The organism is Sinomonas terrae, assembly GCF_022539255.1.
Classification (GTDB): Bacteria; Actinomycetota; Actinomycetes; order Actinomycetales; family Micrococcaceae; genus Sinomonas; species Sinomonas terrae.
The window spans coordinates 909973-931066 of sequence record NZ_JAKZBV010000001.1 but is presented as its reverse complement, the minus strand read 5'-3'; the positions used below and the strand labels follow the sequence as shown (position 1 = coordinate 931066).

The window sequence follows — 21094 nt, the reverse complement described above, 5'->3', positions numbered from 1 at the left end:
GTAGCCGTGGACCCCAGCTGCAGAGCGGCCTCTTTCCGCAGCCAGGCATCGTGGGCGCCGGTCCAGGCGTCCCCACCCTCGTAGACGATCCCGTGGCGCAGCAGCAGCTTCGAGAGCCGGTGCCGAGCGCGCATCAGGTCCCCACGGCAGTCCTCCCTGGCCCGCACCAGATCACGCGCGGACTCCTGGGATATGGTCGGGACCGCCACGGGAGTGATCTCGTCCAGGCGCAGCAGCCTGGCCAGGTGCACCGCGTCTCTGGCGTCGGTCTTGACACGGTCTCCCGATGGCCGCTGGAGCTTCGACGGTGCGGCGACCACGCACCTGACTCCCTGTGAGGTCAAGGCCCTCGCAAGTCCGAACCCCGTCGGGCCGGCTTCGTAGACCACGGCGATCGGGCCCGGCAGGCCGGCGAGCCATGACTTCACCGCCTCGTAGGACGGGGAAAGCCGGGCCTGGACCAGCTCGCCTGTGTCGCCGTCGATCGCTGCCGCCGCGAACGACCGGGCGTGCACATCCAGCCCAACACTCGTACGCTCAATGAACACCTGTGAGTCTTGGAGCGGCTGGTCCGGGACCGGCTGGCAGGGTAGGTGCTGGACGCCTTCTCCTCGGCTGTGACTCGAATGAACACTGGCCCCTTCATAGGCCTTCGCCCCGAATTGTCCAGCCATGGGGGTTGGTGCCCGGCGCCCGCCCGGCCCACACCGATGGCTTGATCAGAAGACTGCCCGACCCCTGCGGGGCCGTGGCCCATCACAGGAATGCCTCGGAGTGACCTTCACCCGGGCCGACGCCGGCCGCGCCGCGGCCAGAAGCATCTGCCCCTACTCGAGGAAGGAACCCCGTGGCCGCGAAGACTACTGTCGCACAGACGCGCCCGTTCGTCATCGGCGTGGACACCCACGCCCGCACCCACACCCTTGCCATGGTCCGCGCGGCGACCGGTGAACAGCTCGGCTGCCAGCAATTCCCGGCCACCGCGGCGGGCATGCGGAGGGCCCTCGACTGGGCGGCCCGCCGCACGGGAGGAGACGCAGACGCACTCTGGGTCATCGAGGGAATCGGCAGCTATGGAGCCCAGCTCGCAGCGGCAGTCGTGAAGGCCGGCTTCGAGGCTGTGGAAGCCCCCAGGGGCTACGTTCGCTCACGAACCACCACAGGGAAATCCGATCCGCTGGACGCGGCCGCGATCGCGGCCGCAGCCCTCCCGCTCGAGGGCACCCGCCTGCGTATCCCACGCCAGGATGAGGGCGTGCGCGCTGCCCTGCGAGTGCTCATCGCGGCAAGGGAGCAGATGACGCTCGAGCGCACGGCCAAGGTCAACGCACTCACTGCCCTGGCCCGGACCGTCGACCTCGGGATCGACGCCCGCCGGCCCCTCTCAGCCACCCAGGTCACGGAGATGGCGCGATGGCGGGCACGGGAAGAGGGCGTCGCGGCTGCCACCGCCCGGACGGAGGCGGTCCGCCTTGCCAAACGAATCCGCGTTCTGGACGAGGAGCTCGCGGACAACCAGCACTGCACATCCGAGCTCGTCAAGGCTAGCCCCGCCGCGCCCCTGCTGGAGATGACCGGCATAGGACCGGTCACCGCCGCCGTGGTCTACACCGCCTGGTCACACCTCGGGAGGGTCCGCTCCGAGGCCGCTTTCGCCACTCTTGCCGGGGTCAGCCCCGTCCCGGCTTCTTCCGGGAACATCGTCCGATACCGGCTCAACCGAGGAGGCGACAGACGCCTCAACCGGGCCCTGCACATGGCCACCATCACCCGAATGGTCCACGATCCCGACAGCCGTGCCTACGCCGAACGACGCACAGCCGAAGGCAGAACCACACGCGAGATCCGTCGCTGCCTCAAGAGATACCTCGCCCGCCACCTCTACCGCACCCTCAACGCACTCCACCGCGACGCACTCGCAGCAGCTTGACGCGACATAGAAGATTCGGGACCTCCCACGCATGTCGGATAGGCCGAGCAGGGGACTCTGCTCGGTAACCCACGAATCTGCGTGAGCGAGGCCCCGGCCCGCAACCACCCACGAAAGGCGGTTACTCCATACCGTCTAAGGCCCTCCTACTTGTACCAGACGGCCACCCCGCCGTGGTGTGAGCACGTCCCGCTGTGCGTCGCGGAGTAGGAGAGGCTCCCGTCCTTGCACTCGGCCGTCGCCCCTGCGGGAGCAGGTGCCGGCGCAGGAGCAACCGGAGCAGGAGCAACCGGAGCTGGAGCAGGTGCCACCGAAGCAGGAGCAGGTGCCACCGGGGCCGGTGCGGGAGCGGCCCCCGCCGCGACATACGTCTCGTACGCGTCCCACCAGTTCGACGCGATGGCCTGCTGAGCGGTCGCCAGCGCGAGCGCGCCCGAGCAGACGAGCGCGTGCAGCTTGTTCTCGAGATCGTCCTTGGCCTTCGATCCCCCAGTCGCCGCCGTCGACGGCTCAGGCCAGAGGTTGTGCACGTCCGAGGGAGCGCCGCCCAGCTCGAGCGGGATGAGGTGGTCCTCCTCGTAGTCGGACGGGTTGAGGTCTCCCTGGTACGCGTACCCGGCCCGCAGCTGTTCGAGCTTGAGCTCCGAGGTGTACGACGACGGCGGGCGGACCGTCGTCGTCCATCCCGACACGCAGATGGTGCTCGCGATGTCGCCCTGGGACACCGAGGGGTTGGTCGCGCCGGGGGTGGCGGCGTGGTCCGGCAGGATCGCCCCGCTCGCCACAGCCTCTGTGCCGCCCAAGGTCGCCCCAGCGTAAGGCGGAGCGGACGACGACGGTGCCTCCGCCGTCGTCGGCGTCGCCGTGGCGCTGGCCGACGGCGTGACGCTCGCGGACGAAGAACTGCTCGGCGAGCTGGCGATCGAGGCCGGACCCGACGAGGACGCGAACGACGACACTCCGCCCCCGACCGTCGAAGCCGGCGTCCCGCCGCACCCGGCCAAGGCGACCGCGAGCGCAGTCGCTGCGAAGCCCCGCAAGTACGAAGCCGCCCTGATCCGCACCATTTCCCCCAAACGCCCGTTGCCAAAGGCAATAAATCAAGATGCCGGATGCAGCTTTTCACCCAGAGTCGCCGCGCGCAAGCATTTCCTCATCGCCCTGCGCGTCCTACGGTGATCCCCATGGAAACCGTGACCTCGCAGGATGGAACCGTCATCGCCTTCGACAGGCTCGGCGCGGGCGAACCGCTCATTCTCGTCGCGGGCGCCTCGTGCGACCGCCAAGCCGACGCCGCCCTCGCCGACGCGCTCGGCGAGCGCTTCGACGTCGTCAACTACGATCGACGCGGCCGTGGCGAGAGCACCGACACGCTGCCGTTCGCCGTCGACCGCGAGATCGAGGACATCGCCGCACTGCTCGACTTCGTCGGGGCCGCCCCGATCCTGGTCGGCCTCTCGTCGGGCGCCGCGCTCGCTGCGCGGGCCGCCGCAAAGCTGCCCGTCCGCGCGCTCGTCATGTGGGAGCCTCCCTATCCGACGGACGAGCAGGGCCTCGCAGCAGCCAATGCCTACACTGCCGCGCTCAGGGACCGCCTCGACGCCGACGACCAGGACGGCGCCTTCGCCCTCTTCCTCGGACGGGTCGGCCTGCCACCGGAGGCGATCGCGGGCATGCGCCAGTCGCCGTACTGGCCCCAAGGCGTGCGCCTCGCCCCAACCCTCGCCCACGACGACGCGGCCCTCGGCGGTCCCATCCCCACCGACGTCTTCGGCGCCATCAGCGTCCCGGCGCTCGTCCTGGCCGGCGGCGCCAGCCCGAAGATGCTGCAGGACGGCGCGCGGGCGGCAGCCGAGGCGATTCCGGGATCGGTCTTCGACACCCTTGAAGGCCAGACTCACGACGCCGCGGCGGACGTGCTCGCGGCCGCCGTCGTCGACTTCACGGCGCAGCTCCCGGCGAGCTAGCTACGGCGTGGGGTTCAGCGCGTCGTACTCCGCGAACCGCGGCTGGGCGAGGCGGAGCGCGCCGACGAACGCGATGCACACGAGCGCGCCGACGACGACGGCGAGTCCCTCCCCGAGCCAGCTCCCCATGCCGCCGGCGAACACATCGCCGAGCCGTGGGCCGCCTGCGACGACGACCGTGAACACGCCTTGGAGCCTTCCCCGCATCGAGTCGGGCGTGGCCGCCAAGAGGATCGTGGACCGCAGCGAGGAGCTGACCGAGTCTGCCGCGCCCGCGGCCACCATGCACAGGAGCGCTGGCACGAGCCACCATGTGACTGCCCCCGGAGAGCTCCGGCCCGCACCCAAGACCACGAGGCCGAACGCAAGGATGCTCGCACCCCATCCGGCAACCGCGAGGAGCACGCCCCGCCCCTGTCTGCGCAGCCGCCCCACGGGCCCGGAGAAGAGCCCGCCGAGGAAGGTCCCGGCCGCGATGGCACCGAGCAGGGCTCCGGCAGTCGCGGCGCCTCCGCCGATCGAGACTGCCGCGACGGCCGGCAGGAGCGAGCGGGGCATCGCAAAGACCATCGCGCAGAGGTCAACCAGGAAGGTCATGCGGATGTTCGGGCGCGTGCCGAGGAATTTGAAGCCCTCCGCGACAGAACGCAGCCCTGCGCGCCGGACCTCGCCCTCGGGCGGCAGCGACGGCAGGCGGAACAGCGCCCACATGGCCACGGTGAAGCTCATCACGTCGAGCGTGTAGGTCCAGCCGTACCCGACGCTCGCCACGAGCGCGCCCGCCAGGAGCGGCCCGATCGCCCCGCCGAGACCGAACGTGATCATGTTGAGGGAGTTGGCCGCAACGAGGAGCTCGGGCCGGATGAGCCGCGCGATGATGCTGCTCCTCGCGGGCATGTTGATGCCGGAGCCGAGGGCCTGGAGCGCGACGAGCACGTAGATGAGCGCGACGCTCCCCACGTGTAGCCACGCCTGAAGCGCGATGAGCCCGCTCGTGCCCCACAGGAGCGCGGACGAGGCGATCGCTACGGTGCGCCGATCGTGGGCGTCCACGATCGCGCCGCCGTACAGGCCCGCGGCGATGAGCGGGACGAGCGCGACGAGACCGAGCACGCCGACGTCGAAGCTCGAGCGCGTGAGGTCGTAGACCTGAAGGCTCACCGCGGTGAGGGTCAGCTGGCTTCCGAGGATGCTCAGGAGCTGCCCAGTCCAGATGCGCCGGAAGTCGAGGCTCTCCCTGAGGGGCGTCACATCGGCGAGCAGGCTTTGCACCGAAAAAGCTTAGCCTCCCGAAAGAGTTCGCGCGCCCAAGAGTTCCGGTCCCAACAGTTCCGCGCCCAAGAGTTCCGCGCCCCCAAAAGGATGCGCCGTCACCTCTGCAGGGTGTGCACCCTGCAGAGGTGACGGCGCAAGCGTGGATCAGCGCTCCAAGCGCCCCGCCATGCTCTCGAGGCGGTTGATGCGGTCCTTCATCGGCGGGTGGGTCGAGAACATGTTGGCCACGCCGCTGCCCCGCTTGAACGGGTTCGCGATCATGAGATGCGAGGTGTTGACAAGCGACTGGTCCTTCGCCAAGGGGTACTGCCGCACGCCGCCCTCGATCTTGCTGAGCGCGGACGCGAGGCCGAGCGGGTCGCCGGTGAGGCGCGAGCCGTCCTCGTCGGCGTCGTACTCGCGGGTGCGCGAGATCGCCAGCTGGATCATGCTCGCTGCGAACGGGGCGAGCAGGGCCAGCGCAAGGAGGGCGATCGGGTTCGCGTTCCGGTTGCGGCTGTCCCCGCCGCCGAAGAACATCGCGAACTGCGCGACCGACGTGATCACCCCGGCCACCGCGGCAGCGATCGATGCCGTGAGGATGTCCCGGTTGTAGACGTGCATGAGCTCGTGGCCGAGCACCCCGCGGAGCTCGCGCGCGTCGAGCATCTGGAGGATCCCCTCAGTGCAGCAGACGGCGGCGTTCCGGGGGTTGCGTCCAGTCGCGAACGCATTGGGCGCCTGAGTGGGCGAGATGTAGATCCGCGGCATGGGCTGATTGGCCCGCTGCGAGAGCTCGCGGACAATCTGATAGAGCCCCGGAGCCTCCGCTTCGCTGACCGGGTAGGCCTGCATGGAGCGGAGCGCGATCTTGTCGCTGTTCCAGTAGCTGTATGCGGTCGTCGCGACGCCGATCGCCGCGAACAGCCAGATCGGCGCGGCGCTGCGGGTGCCCGCGCCGATAAGCCCCCCGATGCCGAGGAGCACGGCCCACAGGACGCCGAACAGGACGGCGGTCTTGAGCCCGTTGTGATGGTTGTGCACAGTAACCTCCTGCACCTTCAACGAACGACTCAGCCTGCTTGCTCCCCGGAACCGCCAACTTCGTCGTGGAGGAAGTCGTCGACCACAGTCATGAGCTCCGGACTGGCGAGGATCCGGAAGTGGCCGGTCACCGGAAGCACGATATTGCGACCGCCTTCGAGCTGCGTCGAGCGCCCGACAAGCGGGTCGACCCGCGCGCCGACCGAGACGATGTTCGCGTTCACCTTGAGGTTCTTCGCGAGCGAGCCGAGCACTGGATGGCCGGGATAGAACGAGCGCAGGGGCCGGGTCGGCGCGTACCGCGAATACCGGGCCCCTTCGAACGGTGTGCCGATGGCGAGCATCCGGGCCACGAGAGCGTCCTGGGTGTAGGCCGTCATGAGGAGCTTCCCCACGAGGCCACCCTTGCTGTGGGCGATGACGACGGCGTCCTTCACCCCGAGCTCGCGGAGCCGGGCGGCGGCAACGTCCGCAGTTTCAGGGATCGACCGTCGGTTGTACCCCAGCTCCGGGAGCACGACGACGCGGTGTCCCCACTCCTGAAGCCTCCGGCGGAGGGGGTCCATGAAGCCGGCAGGCTCGTAGATTCCTGGGATGAGGACGACGTCGTCCCTCGCCGTGAGCGACGATGATCCGGTGACCGACGCCCCGCCGGGCACGCCCTGGGGAGGGTGGACTGTCGTCGTCGTCACACGCCCTTGGGCGACGGAGGCGACCTGCCGCCAGAGCGCGTAGCTCCAGTCGAGCACGACGCCGCCGGCGACGGCGAGCGCCTCGCGGGGCGCCGTCGTCGTGCCCATCGCTGTGTCCACGGATACTCCTTCCAAGGCGGGACGCGAGGTCCCCTTGCCGCCAGCGTAGCCACGGCTCCTGTGCAGAAGCTGTCACACTCGGACCGCCTCCTGTCAAGCTCAGGTGAGGCTCACCTTATTGTGAGTATCTCAAAATAAATGCTTCAATGGGTCCATGGAACGCATGCACGGCGATGGGCGTCAGCCCTCTGTGCCAGCTTGGTCTGCGGCACTCCGCGAGCACGGCAGGCGCGTCACGCGCCAGCGCCTTGCGGTGCTCGACGCCGTCGACCGCCATCCGCACTCCTCGGCCGACGCAATCCTCGCGTTGGCGCGCGAAGACCTCCCCGAACTCACCCCGCAGTCCGTCTACGTCGTCCTCGGCGATCTGACGGACCTCGGAATGCTGCGCCGCTTCGAACCCCCGCACTCCCCCGCCCTCTACGAGACGCGCGTCGGCGACAACCACCACCACGCGATCTGCTCTGTGTGCGGCCGCGTGGAGGACGTCGAGTGCGCCGTCGGCCACGCGCCGTGCCTCACTCCGAGCGAGACCCACGGAATGACGATCATGATCGCCGACGTCACGTACGTCGGCATCTGCTCGGACTGCGCTGCGAAGCAGCACGCGCCGTCCGGTTCCCCACAATCCCTCCCCTCCACCTAAACCCACACCGCGCACCAGTGCGGAAAAAAAGAAGGAGAGTCATGACGGTCAACTACTCGACGACCCAGTCCGGCGCCCCTGTCACCTCGGACGCCCATGCACAGTCGCTGGGCCCGGACGGCGCGATCATCCTGACGGACCATTACCTGGTCGAGAAGCTCGCCCAGTTCAACCGGGAGCGCGTGCCGGAGCGCGTGGTGCACGCCAAGGGCGGCGGCGCGTTCGGTGTGTTCAAGACCACCGAGGACGTCTCCCAGTACACGAAGGCCGCGCTCTTCCAGCCGGACGTCGAGACGGAGATGCTCATCCGCTTCTCCTCAGTCGCCGGCGAGAACGGCTCCCCCGACACATGGCGCGACCCCCGCGGCTTCGCCGTGAAGTTCTACACGACCGAGGGCAACTACGACCTCGTCGGCAACAACACCCCGGTGTTCTTCATCCGCGACGGCATCAAGTTCCCCGACTTCATCCACTCGCAGAAGCGCCTTCCGGGCAGCCACCTGCACGATGCAGACATGGTGTGGGACTTCTGGACGCTCTCCCCCGAGTCCGCCCACCAGGTCACGTGGCTGATGGGCGACCGCGGCCTGCCGAAGACGTGGCGCAACATGCAGGGCTACGGCTCGCACACGTACCAGTGGATCAACGCCGAGGGCGAGCGTTTCTGGGTCAAGTACCACTTCCACACGAAGCAGGGCGTCGAGAACCTCACGAACGAGGAGGCCCAGCGGATCGCCGGCGAGAACGCCGACTACTACATCCAGGACCTCTACGAGAACATCGAAGAGGGCAACTTCCCGAGCTGGGACCTCTTCGTCCAGGTCATGCCGTACGAAGAGGCCAAGACCTACCGGTACAACCCGTTCGACCTCACGAAGACGTGGTCCAAGAAGGACTACCCGCTCATCAAGGTCGGCACGATGACCCTGAACCGGAACCCGGAGAACTACTTCGCGCAGATCGAGCAGGCGGCGTTCGCGCCGTCGAACTTCGTTCCCGGCATCGCTGCCTCGCCGGACAAGATGCTGCAGGCCCGCATCTTCTCCTACGCGGACGCGCACCGCTACCGCGTGGGCACCAACCATGCCCAGCTCCCGGTCAACGCACCGAAGAATGAGGTGCGCAACTACAGCCAGGACGGCTCGGCTCGCTTCTACTTCAACTCGCCCGAGACCCCGGTCTACGCGCCCAACTCGCTCGGTGGCCCCACCGCCGTCGAGCCCACCAACCCGGGCGGCGGCTGGGAGAACGACGGCGAGCTTACTCTCGCCGCGCACTCCCTCCACGCCGAGGACGGCGACTTCGTGCAGCCGGGCATCCTCTACCGTGAGGTGTTCGACGACGCTGCCCGCGCCCGCTTCCTCGACACCATCGCTGGGGCGATCGGCGGCGTGAAGCGCGCCGACATCAAGGAGCGCGCGATCCAGTACTGGACCAACGTGGACGCAGAGCTCGGCGCGAAGCTCCGGGCGGAGCTCGGCAAGTAGCGGCTCCCGTTAGCCCCTTGGCAGTGGCCGCTGGGCAACAGCTGGCGGCCCGCCCCTGATTGCGCCGTCACGTCCGCAGGGTCTGACCCTGCGGACGTGACGGCGCAACGGGTTTAAACCCTGCGGAGGTGACGGCGCAACGGGTTTAAGCCCTGCTCAGGCGCGGCGTCCGAGGCACGGGCGCATGGCCTCCAGCTGGCGGACGAACGTATCGATGAGCATCTCGAACGATGCGGTGACAGCCTCGCGGTCTCCACAGATGACGTAGTCGTAGAGGATGCCCATCACGGAGGCGACGAACGTGCGGCCCCAGACAGCGGCGTCGTCATCGGGAAAGCCCTCCCCCTCGAGCCAGGACGTGAGGAATCCGCACCAGCTGAGGTAGCCGGAAACGGAGTTGCCGCGAGCGCGCTCGGCGACGGCGTCCTGGACGGCGGCCTCGAACTCGAGCCGCTGCAGCTGCCGCCCGCGGTGTTCGAGCGACTGGGCGAAAACCGTCCGCGCCCAGAGCACGAGCTCGTCGAGGCTCAGCCGCTCCGCCCCCGGACGGTGCCGTTCGAAGCGAGACTCGATGCCGCGGATGATCTCAGCGACGAGCTGCTCGCGATTGCCGAAGTGGTAGACGAGGACGTAGCTGCTGATGCCGAGCCCGTCGGCAAGGCTCCGGAAGGTGAGGTCGGCAAGCGTCTTGTCCAGCAGGAACTCGAGAATCTGCTCGAGTAGCTCCGTTTTCCGCTCTGGACGCGGCGGTCTTGCCATAACCATTCCTTGCTACCGATCACAAAGGTGCGATCGGATCTGCCGAGTGTGTGTCCCCTTCTTTGTGATCCTACAGCGGGCTTCTCAGGATTCCGGGCTCGGGACACGTTCGCGGGCCTCAGGGGCTACCGCCTGCCGCGCCTGCGCGAACCGTTCGTTGAGCCGCGAGTGGCGCTGGCCGTACGAGAAGTAGATGACGAGCCCGATCACGAGCCAGCCTGCCCAGTAGATCCAGGTCTCGACTGCGAGGTTCGTCATGAGGTAGAGGCAGAGCACGGCCGACACGATCGGGATGACCTTGCCGAACGGAACCCGGAACGAGGGCTTGAGGTCGGGGCGGCGCCGGCGCAGGACGATGATCCCGAGGCTCACGACGACGAACGCCGAGAGGGTGCCGATGTTGATCATCTCTTCGAGCACATCGACCTGCGTGAGGCCTGCAACGAGGGCGACCAGGGCGCCACACAGGATCTGGAGGCGCGCCGGCGTCGACCGCTTCTCGGAGGTGACCGAGAGCGCGCGGGGCAGGAGGCCGTCGCGGCTCATGGCGAGGACCACGCGGGCGAAGCCCATGAGCAGCACCATGATGACCGTGGTGAGGCCGACGAGCGAACCGAACGCGATGACCTTGGCGGCGCCCGTGTTGCCGACGGCTTCGAAAGCCGTGGTGAGGGTGGGCTGGTCGGCGGCGGCGAGCGTCGTGTAGGGAACCATGCCGGTGAGCGCGAGCGAAACGAGGATGTACAGGAGCGTCACGGCACCGAGGCCGGCGAAGATGCCGCGCGGGAGGGTCTTCTGGGGGTTCTTGACCTCCTCCGCGCTCGTCGCCACGACATCGAAGCCGATGAACGCGAAGAACACGAGGGCCGCACCCGCGAACACGCCGAAGAGTCCGTACTGGGCCGGGGCAGAGCCGGTCGCGAACGAGAAGAGGGACTGCTGGAGGACGGCGGTGCTGCCCGAGGCGTGCGAGGGAACTGCGGCGGGGACGAACGGGCTGTAGTTCTGCGCCTTGACGTACATGAATCCGACGACAATGACGAAGAGGACGACGGCGATCTTGACGATCGTGAAGAAGTTCGCCACCCGCGCGGACAGCTTCGTGCCGAGCACGAGCAGGGCCGTGAAGATCGCGACGATGAGGAACGGCCCCCACACGAGCTCGACCGGGCCGAGGTGGACACTCGCCGGAACGTTGAGCCCCGCGAGGGCGAAGACCTTGCTCAGGTAGAGGCCCCAGTACTTGGCAACGACGGCGCCGGCCGTGAAGAGCTCGAGGATGAGGTTCCAGCCGATGATCCAGGCCAGGAGCTCCCCCATCGTCGCGTACGTGAAGACGTACGCGGACCCGGCGACCGGGATCGCCGTCGCGAACTCGGCGTAGCACATGATCGCCAGAGCGCACGCGACGGCCGCGATCGCGAAGGAGACCGTCACCGCCGGACCGGCGAAGCTCGCCGCGGCCTTCGCGCCGACCGAGAAGATACCGGCGCCGACCGCTACCGCGATACCCATGATCATGAGGTCCCACGTGCTCAGGGACCGTTTGAGTCTCCTGCCGGGCTCGTCGGAGTCGGCGAGCGTCTGCTCGATGGGCTTGGTGCGGAGGATCTGCATCGTCTTCCTGAGGCTCGGGCGATGGCAGCCACGGAGGCAAATAGCACGGAGGCAAAAGTCCGGGGAGGCCAGAACAACCTGTTAACCTTAGGAGTCCACTCCATGGGACGATCAAATCGTCTCAGTATGCGGAATCCCGCCTCTTGCTTTCCCTCGAAAAGTGTGCTCTAGAACACTAGACGGTTGGAGACAGACGTTCCGGTGAGTACAGACGTGAGAACTGCGTCGCCGCCGATCCTCGGCGGTGTGGCGGTTCCCCAGTCGAGGGTCAAAGCGGGAATCTGGGGCCCGCCGTCGAACGGGGTCGAGCAGGTGAGCGTCGTCGAAGCAGCGGCCGCGTCGACGAATAGCGAGCAGGACCACGGCGTCGACCAGGCCGGCTGGACGAGGGAGCCGTAGCGGACCGTCACGACCGCCTCCGTCGGCTCGGAAGGCTTCCGCGCTGGGTTCGCCTTGAGCTGGATGGTGTCCGTGCTCGAGGTCCCCGGAGCCGAAGTCCCCGAAGCCCGGGTCACTGCCCCGGTCAGCGTGTAGGGGAAGACTGTTGAGCTCGGGCTGGGGCTTGGCGTCGGAGTAGCCGTGGCACTCAAGGTCGGGCTCGCCGTCGCACTCGGCGAGAGTTTCGGGGCCGCCCGGGTCGGCGAGGGGACCGGCACAGGCACGGGAGCAGGTGCCGGGAGCGCCGTCGCAACAACGGCGGGGAACGGGTACGCGGGCTGTTGAACTGGCGCTGGTCCTTGAACTGGCCCTAGTCCTTGAACCGGCGCGGACTCTTGAACCGGCTCTGGCTCTTGGACTGGCGCAGGCTCTTGAACTGGCGCCGGCCCTTGAACCGGCACAGCGCCGGATTCAGGGGCGCTCGGTGAAGAAGCCGACGACGGCGCCGAGGCCCCGGGTGCCGTCGTCGCCCCGGTTGCCGGGGACCCCGCGGATGGTGTGGGGGCCGCAGCCTGGGCAGGTGGCTCCCGGGGCACCCACCCAAGGGAAACGACGGCGAAGCCGCCCGCGATCACCATGGCGAGGGCGATTCCGACGAGAACCAGATTCGCCGCCCCGACCTTGCCGGCTCCGCGTCGAAGCCACTCGAGGCCTCCGAGGGCGAGGCCTCCCCCGACGATCTTCCCAGCGGCCGGAGCCACGAACGGCAGCGCGGTCACGAGCGGGAAGATGACCGCCCGCATTCCGGCGCCGACATCTTGGATTTCGAGCAGGGCGGCTGAACAACTCGGGCAGGCCTCGACGTGCTCTCGGACCTTCCTTTCCTTGCGCGGGCTCAGGCCGTTCCGGGCGTAGGCGCCGAGCTTGTCCGCGAACGGTGCGCACGCGTCGTCGACCGTCTCAGGCGCGATATGCGCCTGCAGATAAGCCTGGCGGAGGCCCTCCCGGGCGCGTAGCGCGAGGGCCGAGACCGCGTTCGGCGAGAGCCCGAGGAGGGGCGCGACGGCGGCGGGCGGCATGCCGTCGACCTCGGTGTACCAGAGGACGGCCTGCCACCGCTCGGGGAGCGTGCGGAACGCCACGGAAACGGCATCCGACTCGAAACCCACAAGCACCGGATCGTCGTACGGCTGCTCACCCTCGTAGCGCTCCATGTCCTCGCTCAGCGTCTGCCGGGCAGCCTTGACGTTTCCCCGGGCGGCCAGCCGAGCAATCGAGGTGAAGAGGTAGGCGCGGAAGAACGAATCCGGGCCCGAGCCGCCCTGAAGTGCCGTCAGCACGTTGGCGAAGCCCTCAGCGGCGAGGTCTTCGGCGTCGCTCGCGTTGCGGGCGTAACGGCGCGCGAGTCCGACGGCGGCACTGTGGTGCCGCTCGAAAAGGCGGGCGTACGCCTCCGTCGCGCCTGCGCGGACTTCGGCGATGAGCTGTGCGTCGCTGGGGGCAACTGTGCCCTCGGCGTCAGCACTCGCGGTCATGGAACGTCCTTCCGGCTCGACGGTCGCAATGACGTGAGAGTTCGCTTGGCCGATTCTATGACGCCGTTTCTCGCCCCCGAACTTTCTGCGTCATGTCCGGGCCTACCGCTACTCACATTGGACATGGGCAATGTTCTGAGCCTGGGCAGGAGGGGCCGAGAGGAGGGGATCCTGGGTGCGTGGCGGCGTCGGGCGCTGGCCGGGACTTGGCGGGTCGCCTCGGATTGGATGTGTCCCGAGGTCATTGACCTCGTCGAACGGGCCTCTGGCCGCGGCTTCATCCTCGGGCTCGAAGGCACCGTCCGCGCATTGGGCCGAGCCCGGGCGATTCAGGGTGTTGGCTCGGCCGAAGCTGTCATGGACCTCTACGCCTTCTTCGAAGCACTCACGGTGGACCCGCCGGGCCCCCTCGTCGCCGCGTTCGTCGAGGCCTGGGCCGAATCGGTCGAGCGCGCAGAACTCGGCGTCTCGTGTGTCGACCCCGGAACTGGGCTCTCGACGTGGGCACACTTCACGTCGCGCATCTATGAGCTGTACGCCGAGGATCTGGCGGGGGCGAGCGCGAGGATCATCGCAACAGTGCGACTGCCCGTCTGTACCCCCGCCGTCGCGGCGCTTCCATGGGGGACCCAGGCAGAGATCGGCAGCGCGGTCCTGGGCGCCTTCACGGGCACGACGGCGGTGCTGAGCCACGTCGGCGCGATCGTCACGGCCCTCATGCCGAGGACTCGAACGGCGTTCGCGCGACTTCAGGACGCCGCCGAGCGGCTTGACCGGCTCCTGCCGAGCTGCGGCGAACGAGGATGCCGGCTCGATCTCGAGCCGCTTCCAGCGCACGCCGACGCGATCGCGACTCTCCTCGAGAGCCTCCGGCGCTAGCCGACGTTCTTGCGCGAGATCCTCACCATTTCCTCGCGCGGCACGACCTTGACGCGTTCGCGTTGGACGGGGGTGCCGCGTTCGGCGGATTCGGCGGTGAACTTCTCCCCGAGGGCGCGTTCGTGGGCGTCGAGCTCGTTCCAGCCCTCCCAGGTGGTGTATTCGATGCCGCGCTCTTCGAGCAGGGCGATGATGGCGTGCTCGTCGGGGTCCTCGGCGCGGGGGAGGGAGTCGCGGTCCTCGAGCAGGCAGCCGATCGTCTCGAGGGCGTCGCCCTTCGTGTGGCCGATGAGGCCGACGGGGCCGCGCTTGATCCATCCGGTCGTGTAGACCCCGGGGACGGGGTTCCCGTCCGCGTCCAGGACCCGCCCGCCGTCGTTGGGGATCACGCCCCGGTGCTCGTCGTACTCCAGCTCGGCCAGCTCCGAGCCGTGGTAGCCGATCGCCCGGTACACGGCCTGGACCGGGTAGTCCACGAACTCCCCGGTCCCGCGGACGTTGCCCGTCCCGTCCAGCTCCATCCGCTCGAACCGGATCCCCGCGACCCTCCCCGGGGCCTCGGGCGAGTCGTAGATCCGCACCGGGTTGTGCAGGAAGTGCAGGTGCAGGCGCCGGGAGGCCCCCGTGTCCTTCTCCTCGGCGATCCAGTTCGCCAGCGTGTTGACCATGGTCTTGACCTGGTTGTTGGTCCTGATCGCCTCGTCCGAGGCCTCGTCGAACTCGAAGTCCTCCGGGTACAGGACGATGTCCACGTCCCGGGAGTGGGAGAGCTCGCGCAGCTCCAGCGGGGTGAACTTGATCTGCGCCGGCCCCCGCCGCCCGAACACGTGCACGTCCGTGACCGGGCTGCGCCGGAGCGCCTGGTAGACGTTGTCCGGGATCTCGGTCACCAGCAGGTCCTCGGCATGCTTGGAGAGCATCCGCGCCACGTCCAGGGCCACGTTGCCGTTGCCCAGCACCGCGACCTCCCGGGCCTCCAGCGGCCACTCCCGCGGCACGTCCGGGTGCCCGTCGTACCAGGAGACGAAGTCCGCCCCGCCGAAGGAGCCCTCCAGGTCCGCCCCCGGGATCTCCAGCCGGGCGTCCTTGACCGCCCCCGTGGCGAAGACCACCGCGTCGTAGAGGTGACGGAAGTCGCCCAACGTCAGGTCCCGGCCGTAGGCGACGTTGCCGATGAAGCGGATGTCCCCCCGGTCCAGGACCTTGTGCAGCGCGTTCACGATCCCCTTGATCCGCGGGTGGTCCGGGGCCACCCCGTACCGGATGAGCCCGTACGGGGCCGGGTACTGGTCGAACAGGTCGATGCTGACCTCCAGCCCGGCATCCCTGACCTCACTCGACTTCGTCAGGATGTCCGCCGCATAGACCCCGGCAGGCCCGGCACCGATCACGGCCACACGCAGGGGACGGACAGGGACGTTGGTCACAGGAGCATCCTTCCGGCGGGAAGCGCACCGGGTTGGGCGCGCAGCCTCTTATTGTAGTTCGGGTGCAGAGTTCGACGCTTCTAGGCCTCGGGCCCGGGGTCGTCGTCGCCGTCGTCCTCCTTACCGCCCTCGCCGCCGCCGTGCACCACTGGGCGCTCGACGGCGGCTGGCTCCCGCCCATCACGGCGAGCCTGCGCGCCGTCGGCCAACTCGCCGTCGTCGCCCTCCTCGTCTCGCAGCTCGGCCGGAATCCCTGGCTCGCTCTGCTGTTCGCCTTCGCGATGTTCGCCGTCGCCGTCGCGACCTCGGGAAGGCGTGTCGATCCCGACCGGTGGTGGTGGGCCGCCGTGCCCATCGCGGCGGGTGTGCTGCCCGCCGCCCTCATCCTGCTTCTGACCGGGGTGCTGCCGTTCGACGGGCTCGCGCTCATCGCCCTCCTCGGGCAGCAGGTCGGTGGAGCGATGACGACGACGAGCCTCGCCGGGCGGCGCATCCTTGCCGAGCTCGAGGTGCGGCGGGGGGAAGTCGAAGCGGCAGTGGCTCTCGGGTTCGAATGGCGGCCCGCGCGGCTGCTCGTCGCCCAGTACACCGCTCGCGAAGGGCTCCTGCCCATCCTCGACCAAACACGAACCGTGGGCACCGTGACGCTCCCCGGCGCGTTCGTCGGCATGGTCTTGGGTGGGGCGAGTCCCGTGGAGGCCGCCATCGTGCAGCTCGTGGTGCTTGTCTCGCTCGTCGCCGTCGGCGCGATCGCGGCCGCCGTCGCCCTCCGCCTGTGCGCCGCCGGGGTTTGGGGACGCCGGAATACCTGACAGGAGCAATCCCGTTGTACGGTCGTGACCGTGAAGCCGCCCGCCCAGAACGACGTAAGCTCGACGAACCCCTCCGGTGATGACCCAGTCCAGGCTGACGCAGCCCAGGCCCGGCGGACCACTTCCGGCCTCCTGTACGGCATCGGAGCGTACGGCCTGTGGGGCCTCCTGCCGCTGTACTTCGTCACGCTGGCTCCCGCGGGACCCGTCGAGATCGTCTCCGACCGAGTGCTGTTCTCGGTCGTCGTGTGCCTCGTGCTCATCGCCGTGACGAGGGCCTGGGGATCGCTTGCCGCTGTCTTCCGCTCGGGGCGCGGATTCGGCGTCCTCGCGATTGCCGCGATCCTCATCGCCATCAACTGGCTCACCTACACGTACGCCGTGCTCAGCGGGCAGGCCATCGAGGCGTCCCTCGGATACTTCATCAACCCGCTCGTGAGCGTGCTTCTGGGCGTCATCGTGCTCAAGGAGCGGCTGCGACCCCTCCAGTGGGCCGCCGTCGGCACCGGTTTCGTGGCCGTGCTCGTCCTCGCGGTCGCTTACGGCCGCGTACCGTGGATCGCCCTCATCCTCGCGTTCAGCTTCGGCCTCTACGGCCTCGTCAAGAACCGCGTCGGTGCAACGGTCGACGCCGTCACTAGCCTCACCGTCGAGACGGTAGTGCTCACGCCGCTCGCCCTCGTCGCTGTTGCGTGGCTCGGCTCGGCCGGAACGCTCACCCTCTTGGGCAACGGGGCCGGCCACTTCTGGCTCCTGGCGGCGAGTGGCATCGTCACCGCCACTCCCCTGCTGTTCTTCGGCGCTTCCGCACGGCGGCTCCCCATGACGACGATCGGCATGCTCCAGTACATGACCCCTCTCCTCCAGTTCGTCATCGCGGTTACGATCTTCGGCGAGCGGATGGGCCTCGAACGCTGGGCGGGCTTCGCGATCGTCTGGCTCGCTCTTGTGCTTCTCACCGTGGACATGCTCGTCGCTGCTCGGCGCCGCCGCTCGGCCCGGGCGGCGCTGGCTCGGACGACGACGGCACGGGCGGCTTAGCCGGCTGGCGACTCCGGGGCCCCTCGGGCGGCTTAGCCGGCTGGCGACTCCGGGGCCCCTCGGGCAGCATGGCCGTCCCTCGGCGGCATGGCCGTCCCTCGGCGGCTTGGCCGTCTGGCACGCGCGACGGTTATGCCTCTGAGGGACGCTCATGTGGCTGAGGGACGCTCATGTGGCTGAGGGACGGTTGAGTACCGGATAGCTCAACCAGCCCGTCGCCGCGCGCGGTCAAGTGCGCCAAGAACCTTGGCCGGTATGGCGCCGGGAACCGACAGCTCAGCCCATCTGGCCCGGACGAGCGTCCAGCCTTCCACGACGAGAGCGTTCTCGCGGCGGCGTTCCTCGAGAAGGACTGTCTGAGTGGGGCGGTAGTCGAAGTACTTGGCCTCGCCGTCGAACTCGAGAATCACCATCACGTCCGGCCACGCGAAATCGGCCCGAAAGAGTCCCTCGGCCGTCGGGATCTCGAATTGGAGCTCCGGCGGAGGCAGGCCCGCAGCCGCGAGGGCCAGCCGTGTCCGCGTCTCGCCCGGCGACTCCGCACGCGGATCGAGGAGCGGCAATAGTCGCTCGATCCGGCGGTTTCCGCGCACTGCGCCCGTGCGTTCCGCGGCGGCCCGGATTCCGTCGAGGCTCGCGCCGATCCGCAGTGCGTGGTCGCCGACGACGGCGGCCCGCTCGAGTTCGCTGATTCTCGCGCAGTCGGAGACGGTCCGCTCTAACGTCGTAGCCAGAGCGACAACGCCCGAGCTGAGACGGATCTCGGCGACATCTTCATCGGGCAGCCGGAGGCTGTGGGGCATGACGTCCCGGCTGTGGCTCGCCCTCGACACTGAGTAGGGCACGGTGACATGGACGCGCTCGTCGCTGTCCCAGGTTGAACAGCCCTGCAGCCGAGCCGCCGAAACGTGGCTGTAGACGGATGTGCCTCCCGTGGCGATGCGGTGTGCCTCGATCCGCAACCGGTCGCGTTCCCAAACGGACAATGACAGCCAGAGATCGCGCCGCACGTAGACGCCCCGCCGCACTCGCACCAAGATGCCTTGCCGGACCGCAGCTGTGAGGACCCGGTGGTCGACTCCAGCGAGGCGCAGCTGGTTCGATGACGCGATCCGACTGGTGGGCCATCGAGAGGCGAGCCAGTTCGTGATGTCGTTGGAGGGCATGAGGCCAGTCTCGTTGCCGGAGCGACATCGAAGGTGCGCCGATTTGCTCTATGTGGACAACGCCGTCCCTCAGCGGCATGACCGTCTGGCACGCGGGGCGGTCATGCCGTCGAGGGACGGCCATGTCTTTGAGGAACGGCCGTGTCTTTTGGGGACGGCCGTGTATCCAGGAACGGAACGCCGAACCGATGATGCGGCGGAAGAGGCCGCCGCTCAGCCAGGTGTGGGCGCCGAGATAGGCGGCCGCCGTCAGTCCGCCGAGGACTGCGACGAGAACGATCGGACCTCCCGCGGCGTGCGTGATGAGGGCGGCAAGCGTGCCCGCCACCATCGCGTTGAAGCACGCAAGGAAGAAGATGGTGCTCGAAATCGCGTGGAGGAACAGCGGCCGGCGAGACCCCAGGGTGTACGTCAGCTCGATTCCGGCTGCATCATCCTTCGAGGCCGTCACGAAACTCTCGAGCACCTCGGGCGCGAGAACACCGTACGCACCTCGAAGTCGATTCATCCCCGCAACGAGTCGATGGTCTTCGAGGCTTCCCAGCGTCACGCGCAGGAGCGTGAGCGTTCCGAGCACAAGCAGGACCGACGCGAGCCCGATGGCCATGACCCAGAACCCGGTCCCGAACCCGGTCGCCTGCGCGACCAGCGCGAGCACGACCAAGGCGGCCGAGGACACCGTGAGGTGGATGGTGATCCGGCTCATGAGCTCGCCCCACAGCACGCTTCGCGTCGCGAGAAGGCTCCAGTGCTCGGTCGCGAGGAGTTGGGCGACGACGGCGGGCGACGGCGCGGAGGGCGTCGACGACGGAGAACGAGCCGACACCGGCGACGGCGTAGAGGGTGTCGCCGGCGCGGCGGTGTCGCCGTCGGGAACCTCGGCGAGGATGCGCGGGGGCAGCGCGCGGGGGTCGACGCTCACGGGGAGCCGCTCGGCGTCGTCGTCCGCGCGGTGATCCCGGCGATCTCGACGCTTGTGCCGCGCCGGAGGACGCACGCGACGGTGGAGACCTCGAAGGTCTCGAGGACGAGCGTGCGGAGTTCGTCCGCGGCAGCCTCGCCGCTGATCTCGACCGTGACGCGGATGCCGGTCGAGGACGTCATGGTGTCGTCGAAACCGCCGTCGGCGTGCACGGCGACGGGGCCGAGCCGCAGCCCGCGCTGGGCCGCGGCGGTGTGGAGGTCGTTGAAGAGGCAGGTCGCCGCGGCCAGATGGAGCACGTGGCCGCCAGTCGGCAAACTGATGGAGACGTGGGCGGCGCCTGTCTTGTGATGTCGGATGAGAAGGCTAGAGGTCTCCGCGGGCGCACGGTCTCCGCCCGCTTCGGCCGTGGCGATGCTGGCCGCGAAGTCCATGGAACTATGATGACGCGGCCCGCCTTCAAAAGCGCTACCCCAGCGGGTGGGACTCCGCCCGCTCGTACTCGAGGGGCACGACGACGAGCGGCACCGGGAGCACCCGCAAGACCTTGTTGGCGATGGAGCCCAGGAACAGACGCCGCTTCTGGGCCAGCCGACTCGAACCGATGATCACGAGTTCGCCCGCGAGCCAGTCGATGCTGTCGACGGCCTCCTCGAACGTGCGCCCGTGGACGACCTCGACACGCGCCTCGTGGCCTCTGGGCAGGCGTTGCACGGCGTCGGCGAGGACCGCGTTGGCATGCCGGCGTGCGGCGTCGATGTCCTCGCCGTGGTCGCCCCGCTCGCCGAGCTGGACGAGGGAGACCAGCCGCAGGGGAACGTCGCGGCGCCCGGCGGCGACGAGCGCGACGTCGACCGCGGCATCCGTGCCCGGCCGCTGGCCGATGAACGCGGTGAGCCGTTCGATGGGATCGCTGCGCCTGTACCCCCTCGGCGCGAGGGCGACCGGGACCGGGGAGGCGTGGAGGAGCGCGTTCGCGACGGTGCCCACCGTGTAGCGCTTGAGCAGGCCGTTGCTGGCTGCGCCGACGACGATGAGCGCGGCTTCGACCTCTATGGCGGTCTCGATGAGGACGGCCGCCGGCGAGCGCCCCTGACGCACGTGGAACTCGACCTCGACGTCTTCGGGAACCAGTTCAAGGACGGTCCGCTGTGCCGTCCGAACCTGCCGTTCGTCCGGGTTGACCCGTCTCCCCTGAGGGTTCGTCTCCTGGTCCGCTGGCACGTAGGGGGCGTCTTCCCCGAGAACGAGAATGACGTAGAGCTGGGCGCCCTGAGCCCTCGCAATTGCGACAGCGAGTGCGAGGGCATCCACCCCTCGTTCGTCCGACTGGTAGCCGACCACATACCGCATGGAGCCGACTCTATGTCATGAAGATGACGGCCGAGTCACAGGGACGAAGGCCGATGTGACGCCGT

General features: G+C 68.7%; 20 protein-coding genes and 1 pseudogene. 9 read left to right on the top strand and 12 right to left on the bottom strand.

Going from position 1 to position 21094, the window contains the following annotated elements:
- Positions 1-155 precede the first annotated feature (155 nt).
- Positions 156-674: pseudogene (locus L0M17_RS04290) on the bottom strand (IS110 family transposase); the annotation flags it as partial.
- A gap of 173 nt (positions 675-847) precedes the next feature.
- On the opposite strand from L0M17_RS04290, the gene L0M17_RS04285 reads away from it, so the two are divergent.
- Positions 848-1930: an IS110 family RNA-guided transposase gene (locus L0M17_RS04285; protein WP_241050952.1), complete on the top strand. Its 1083-nt coding sequence runs from the start codon at positions 848-850 to the stop codon at positions 1928-1930.
- A 146-nt stretch (positions 1931-2076) separates the two neighbouring features.
- Here L0M17_RS04285 and L0M17_RS04280 read toward each other — a convergent pair whose 3' ends face one another.
- Complete coding sequence (locus L0M17_RS04280; protein ID WP_241051563.1) at positions 2077-2733, bottom strand: DUF3761 domain-containing protein; 657 nt, start codon at positions 2731-2733, stop codon at positions 2077-2079.
- A 61-nt stretch (positions 2734-2794) separates the two neighbouring features.
- Here L0M17_RS04280 and L0M17_RS04275 point away from each other — a divergent pair, with 61 nt between their 5' ends.
- Positions 2795-3109 (top strand): hypothetical protein, encoded by a 315-nt coding sequence (locus tag L0M17_RS04275; protein ID WP_241051562.1) that lies wholly within the window; start codon positions 2795-2797, stop codon positions 3107-3109.
- 5 nt (positions 3110-3114) lie between these two features.
- Positions 3115-3897: an alpha/beta fold hydrolase gene (locus L0M17_RS04270; protein WP_241051554.1), complete on the top strand. Its 783-nt coding sequence runs from the start codon at positions 3115-3117 to the stop codon at positions 3895-3897.
- Here L0M17_RS04270 and L0M17_RS04265 read toward each other — a convergent pair whose 3' ends face one another.
- The 3 genes from L0M17_RS04265 to L0M17_RS04255 all read right to left on the bottom strand — a co-directional run bounded on the left by L0M17_RS04265 (position 3898) and on the right by L0M17_RS04255 (position 7007).
- A complete protein-coding gene (locus tag L0M17_RS04265) occupies positions 3898-5169 on the bottom strand; it encodes an MFS transporter (RefSeq protein ID WP_241051552.1) in 1272 nt (423 codons plus the stop codon).
- 147 nt (positions 5170-5316) lie between these two features.
- Positions 5317-6195: a zinc metalloprotease HtpX gene (gene htpX, locus L0M17_RS04260; RefSeq protein WP_241051544.1), complete on the bottom strand. Its 879-nt coding sequence runs from the start codon at positions 6193-6195 to the stop codon at positions 5317-5319.
- 29 nt (positions 6196-6224) lie between these two features.
- A complete protein-coding gene (locus tag L0M17_RS04255) occupies positions 6225-7007 on the bottom strand; it encodes an esterase/lipase family protein (protein WP_241051542.1) in 783 nt (260 codons plus the stop codon).
- A 154-nt stretch (positions 7008-7161) separates the two neighbouring features.
- Between L0M17_RS04255 and L0M17_RS04250 the strand changes: the two genes are divergently transcribed.
- Both L0M17_RS04250 and L0M17_RS04245 read left to right on the top strand, forming a co-directional pair.
- Complete coding sequence (locus L0M17_RS04250; RefSeq protein WP_290427276.1) at positions 7162-7653, top strand: Fur family transcriptional regulator; 492 nt, start codon at positions 7162-7164, stop codon at positions 7651-7653.
- A gap of 41 nt (positions 7654-7694) precedes the next feature.
- Entirely contained in the window at positions 7695-9140 is a 1446-nt protein-coding gene (locus tag L0M17_RS04245; protein ID WP_241051540.1) for a catalase, read from the top strand.
- 156 nt (positions 9141-9296) lie between these two features.
- On the opposite strand, the gene L0M17_RS04240 is transcribed toward L0M17_RS04245, so the two are convergent.
- From L0M17_RS04240 to L0M17_RS04230, 3 genes are all read right to left on the bottom strand, one after another.
- On the bottom strand, positions 9297-9899 hold the full coding sequence (locus L0M17_RS04240) for a TetR/AcrR family transcriptional regulator (RefSeq protein ID WP_241051538.1): 603 nt from the start codon (positions 9897-9899) through the stop codon (positions 9297-9299).
- An 84-nt stretch (positions 9900-9983) separates the two neighbouring features.
- Complete coding sequence (locus L0M17_RS04235) at positions 9984-11516, bottom strand: APC family permease (RefSeq protein ID WP_241051536.1); 1533 nt, start codon at positions 11514-11516, stop codon at positions 9984-9986.
- A gap of 167 nt (positions 11517-11683) precedes the next feature.
- The gene (locus L0M17_RS04230) at positions 11684-13429 is read right to left on the bottom strand and encodes a sigma-70 family RNA polymerase sigma factor (RefSeq protein WP_241051534.1); all 1746 of its coding nucleotides are present in this window, start codon (positions 13427-13429) and stop codon (positions 11684-11686) included.
- Between the two features lie 123 nt (positions 13430-13552).
- Here L0M17_RS04230 and L0M17_RS04225 point away from each other — a divergent pair, with 123 nt between their 5' ends.
- The gene (locus L0M17_RS04225; protein WP_241051532.1) at positions 13553-14308 is read left to right on the top strand and encodes a hypothetical protein; all 756 of its coding nucleotides are present in this window, start codon (positions 13553-13555) and stop codon (positions 14306-14308) included.
- Here L0M17_RS04225 and L0M17_RS04220 read toward each other — a convergent pair.
- Complete coding sequence (locus L0M17_RS04220; protein ID WP_241051530.1) at positions 14305-15735, bottom strand: FAD-dependent oxidoreductase; 1431 nt, start codon at positions 15733-15735, stop codon at positions 14305-14307. The genes L0M17_RS04225 and L0M17_RS04220 overlap by 4 nt on opposite strands.
- A gap of 62 nt (positions 15736-15797) precedes the next feature.
- Between L0M17_RS04220 and L0M17_RS04215 the strand changes: the two genes are divergently transcribed.
- Complete coding sequence (locus L0M17_RS04215) at positions 15798-16547, top strand: ABC transporter permease (RefSeq protein ID WP_241051529.1); 750 nt, start codon at positions 15798-15800, stop codon at positions 16545-16547.
- Positions 16548-16571: 24 nt separating this feature from the next.
- Positions 16572-17588 carry an EamA family transporter RarD gene (rarD, locus tag L0M17_RS04210; protein WP_372497988.1) on the top strand — a complete coding sequence of 339 codons (1017 nt, stop codon included), beginning with the start codon at positions 16572-16574 and terminating at the stop codon, positions 17586-17588.
- 203 nt (positions 17589-17791) lie between these two features.
- Here rarD and L0M17_RS04205 read toward each other — a convergent pair whose 3' ends face one another.
- A complete protein-coding gene (locus L0M17_RS04205) occupies positions 17792-18754 on the bottom strand; it encodes a type IV toxin-antitoxin system AbiEi family antitoxin domain-containing protein (RefSeq protein ID WP_241051528.1) in 963 nt (320 codons plus the stop codon).
- Positions 18755-19071: 317 nt separating this feature from the next.
- Between L0M17_RS04205 and L0M17_RS04200 the strand changes: the two genes are divergently transcribed.
- The gene (locus tag L0M17_RS04200; protein WP_241051527.1) at positions 19072-19710 is read left to right on the top strand and encodes a hypothetical protein; all 639 of its coding nucleotides are present in this window, start codon (positions 19072-19074) and stop codon (positions 19708-19710) included.
- On the opposite strand, the gene L0M17_RS04195 is transcribed toward L0M17_RS04200, so the two are convergent.
- The gene (locus tag L0M17_RS04195; protein ID WP_241051526.1) at positions 19673-20110 is read right to left on the bottom strand and encodes an OsmC family protein; all 438 of its coding nucleotides are present in this window, start codon (positions 20108-20110) and stop codon (positions 19673-19675) included. The genes L0M17_RS04200 and L0M17_RS04195 overlap by 38 nt on opposite strands.
- Positions 20111-20144: 34 nt before the next feature.
- Entirely contained in the window at positions 20145-21029 is an 885-nt protein-coding gene (locus tag L0M17_RS04190; RefSeq protein WP_241051525.1) for a universal stress protein, read from the bottom strand.
- Positions 21030-21094 lie beyond the last annotated feature (65 nt).

Bases quoted from the DNA above. Each gene is read 5' to 3' on its own strand.
- L0M17_RS04270 (WP_241051554.1), top strand. From the start codon at position 3,115: ATGGAAACCGTGACCTCGCAGGATGGAACCGTCATCGCCTTCGACAGG.
- L0M17_RS04250 (WP_290427276.1), top strand. From the start codon at position 7,162: ATGGAACGCATGCACGGCGATGGGCGTCAGCCCTCTGTGCCAGCTTGG.
- L0M17_RS04245 (WP_241051540.1), top strand. From the start codon at position 7,695: ATGACGGTCAACTACTCGACGACCCAGTCCGGCGCCCCTGTCACCTCG.
- L0M17_RS04240 (WP_241051538.1), bottom strand. From the start codon at position 9,899: ATGGCAAGACCGCCGCGTCCAGAGCGGAAAACGGAGCTACTCGAGCAG.
- L0M17_RS04235 (WP_241051536.1), bottom strand. From the start codon at position 11,516: ATGCAGATCCTCCGCACCAAGCCCATCGAGCAGACGCTCGCCGACTCC.
- L0M17_RS04230 (WP_241051534.1), bottom strand. From the start codon at position 13,429: ATGACCGCGAGTGCTGACGCCGAGGGCACAGTTGCCCCCAGCGACGCA.
- L0M17_RS04225 (WP_241051532.1), top strand. From the start codon at position 13,553: ATGGGCAATGTTCTGAGCCTGGGCAGGAGGGGCCGAGAGGAGGGGATC.
- L0M17_RS04205 (WP_241051528.1), bottom strand. From the start codon at position 18,754: ATGCCCTCCAACGACATCACGAACTGGCTCGCCTCTCGATGGCCCACC.
- L0M17_RS04195 (WP_241051526.1), bottom strand. From the start codon at position 20,110: ATGGACTTCGCGGCCAGCATCGCCACGGCCGAAGCGGGCGGAGACCGT.
- L0M17_RS04190 (WP_241051525.1), bottom strand. From the start codon at position 21,029: ATGCGGTATGTGGTCGGCTACCAGTCGGACGAACGAGGGGTGGATGCC.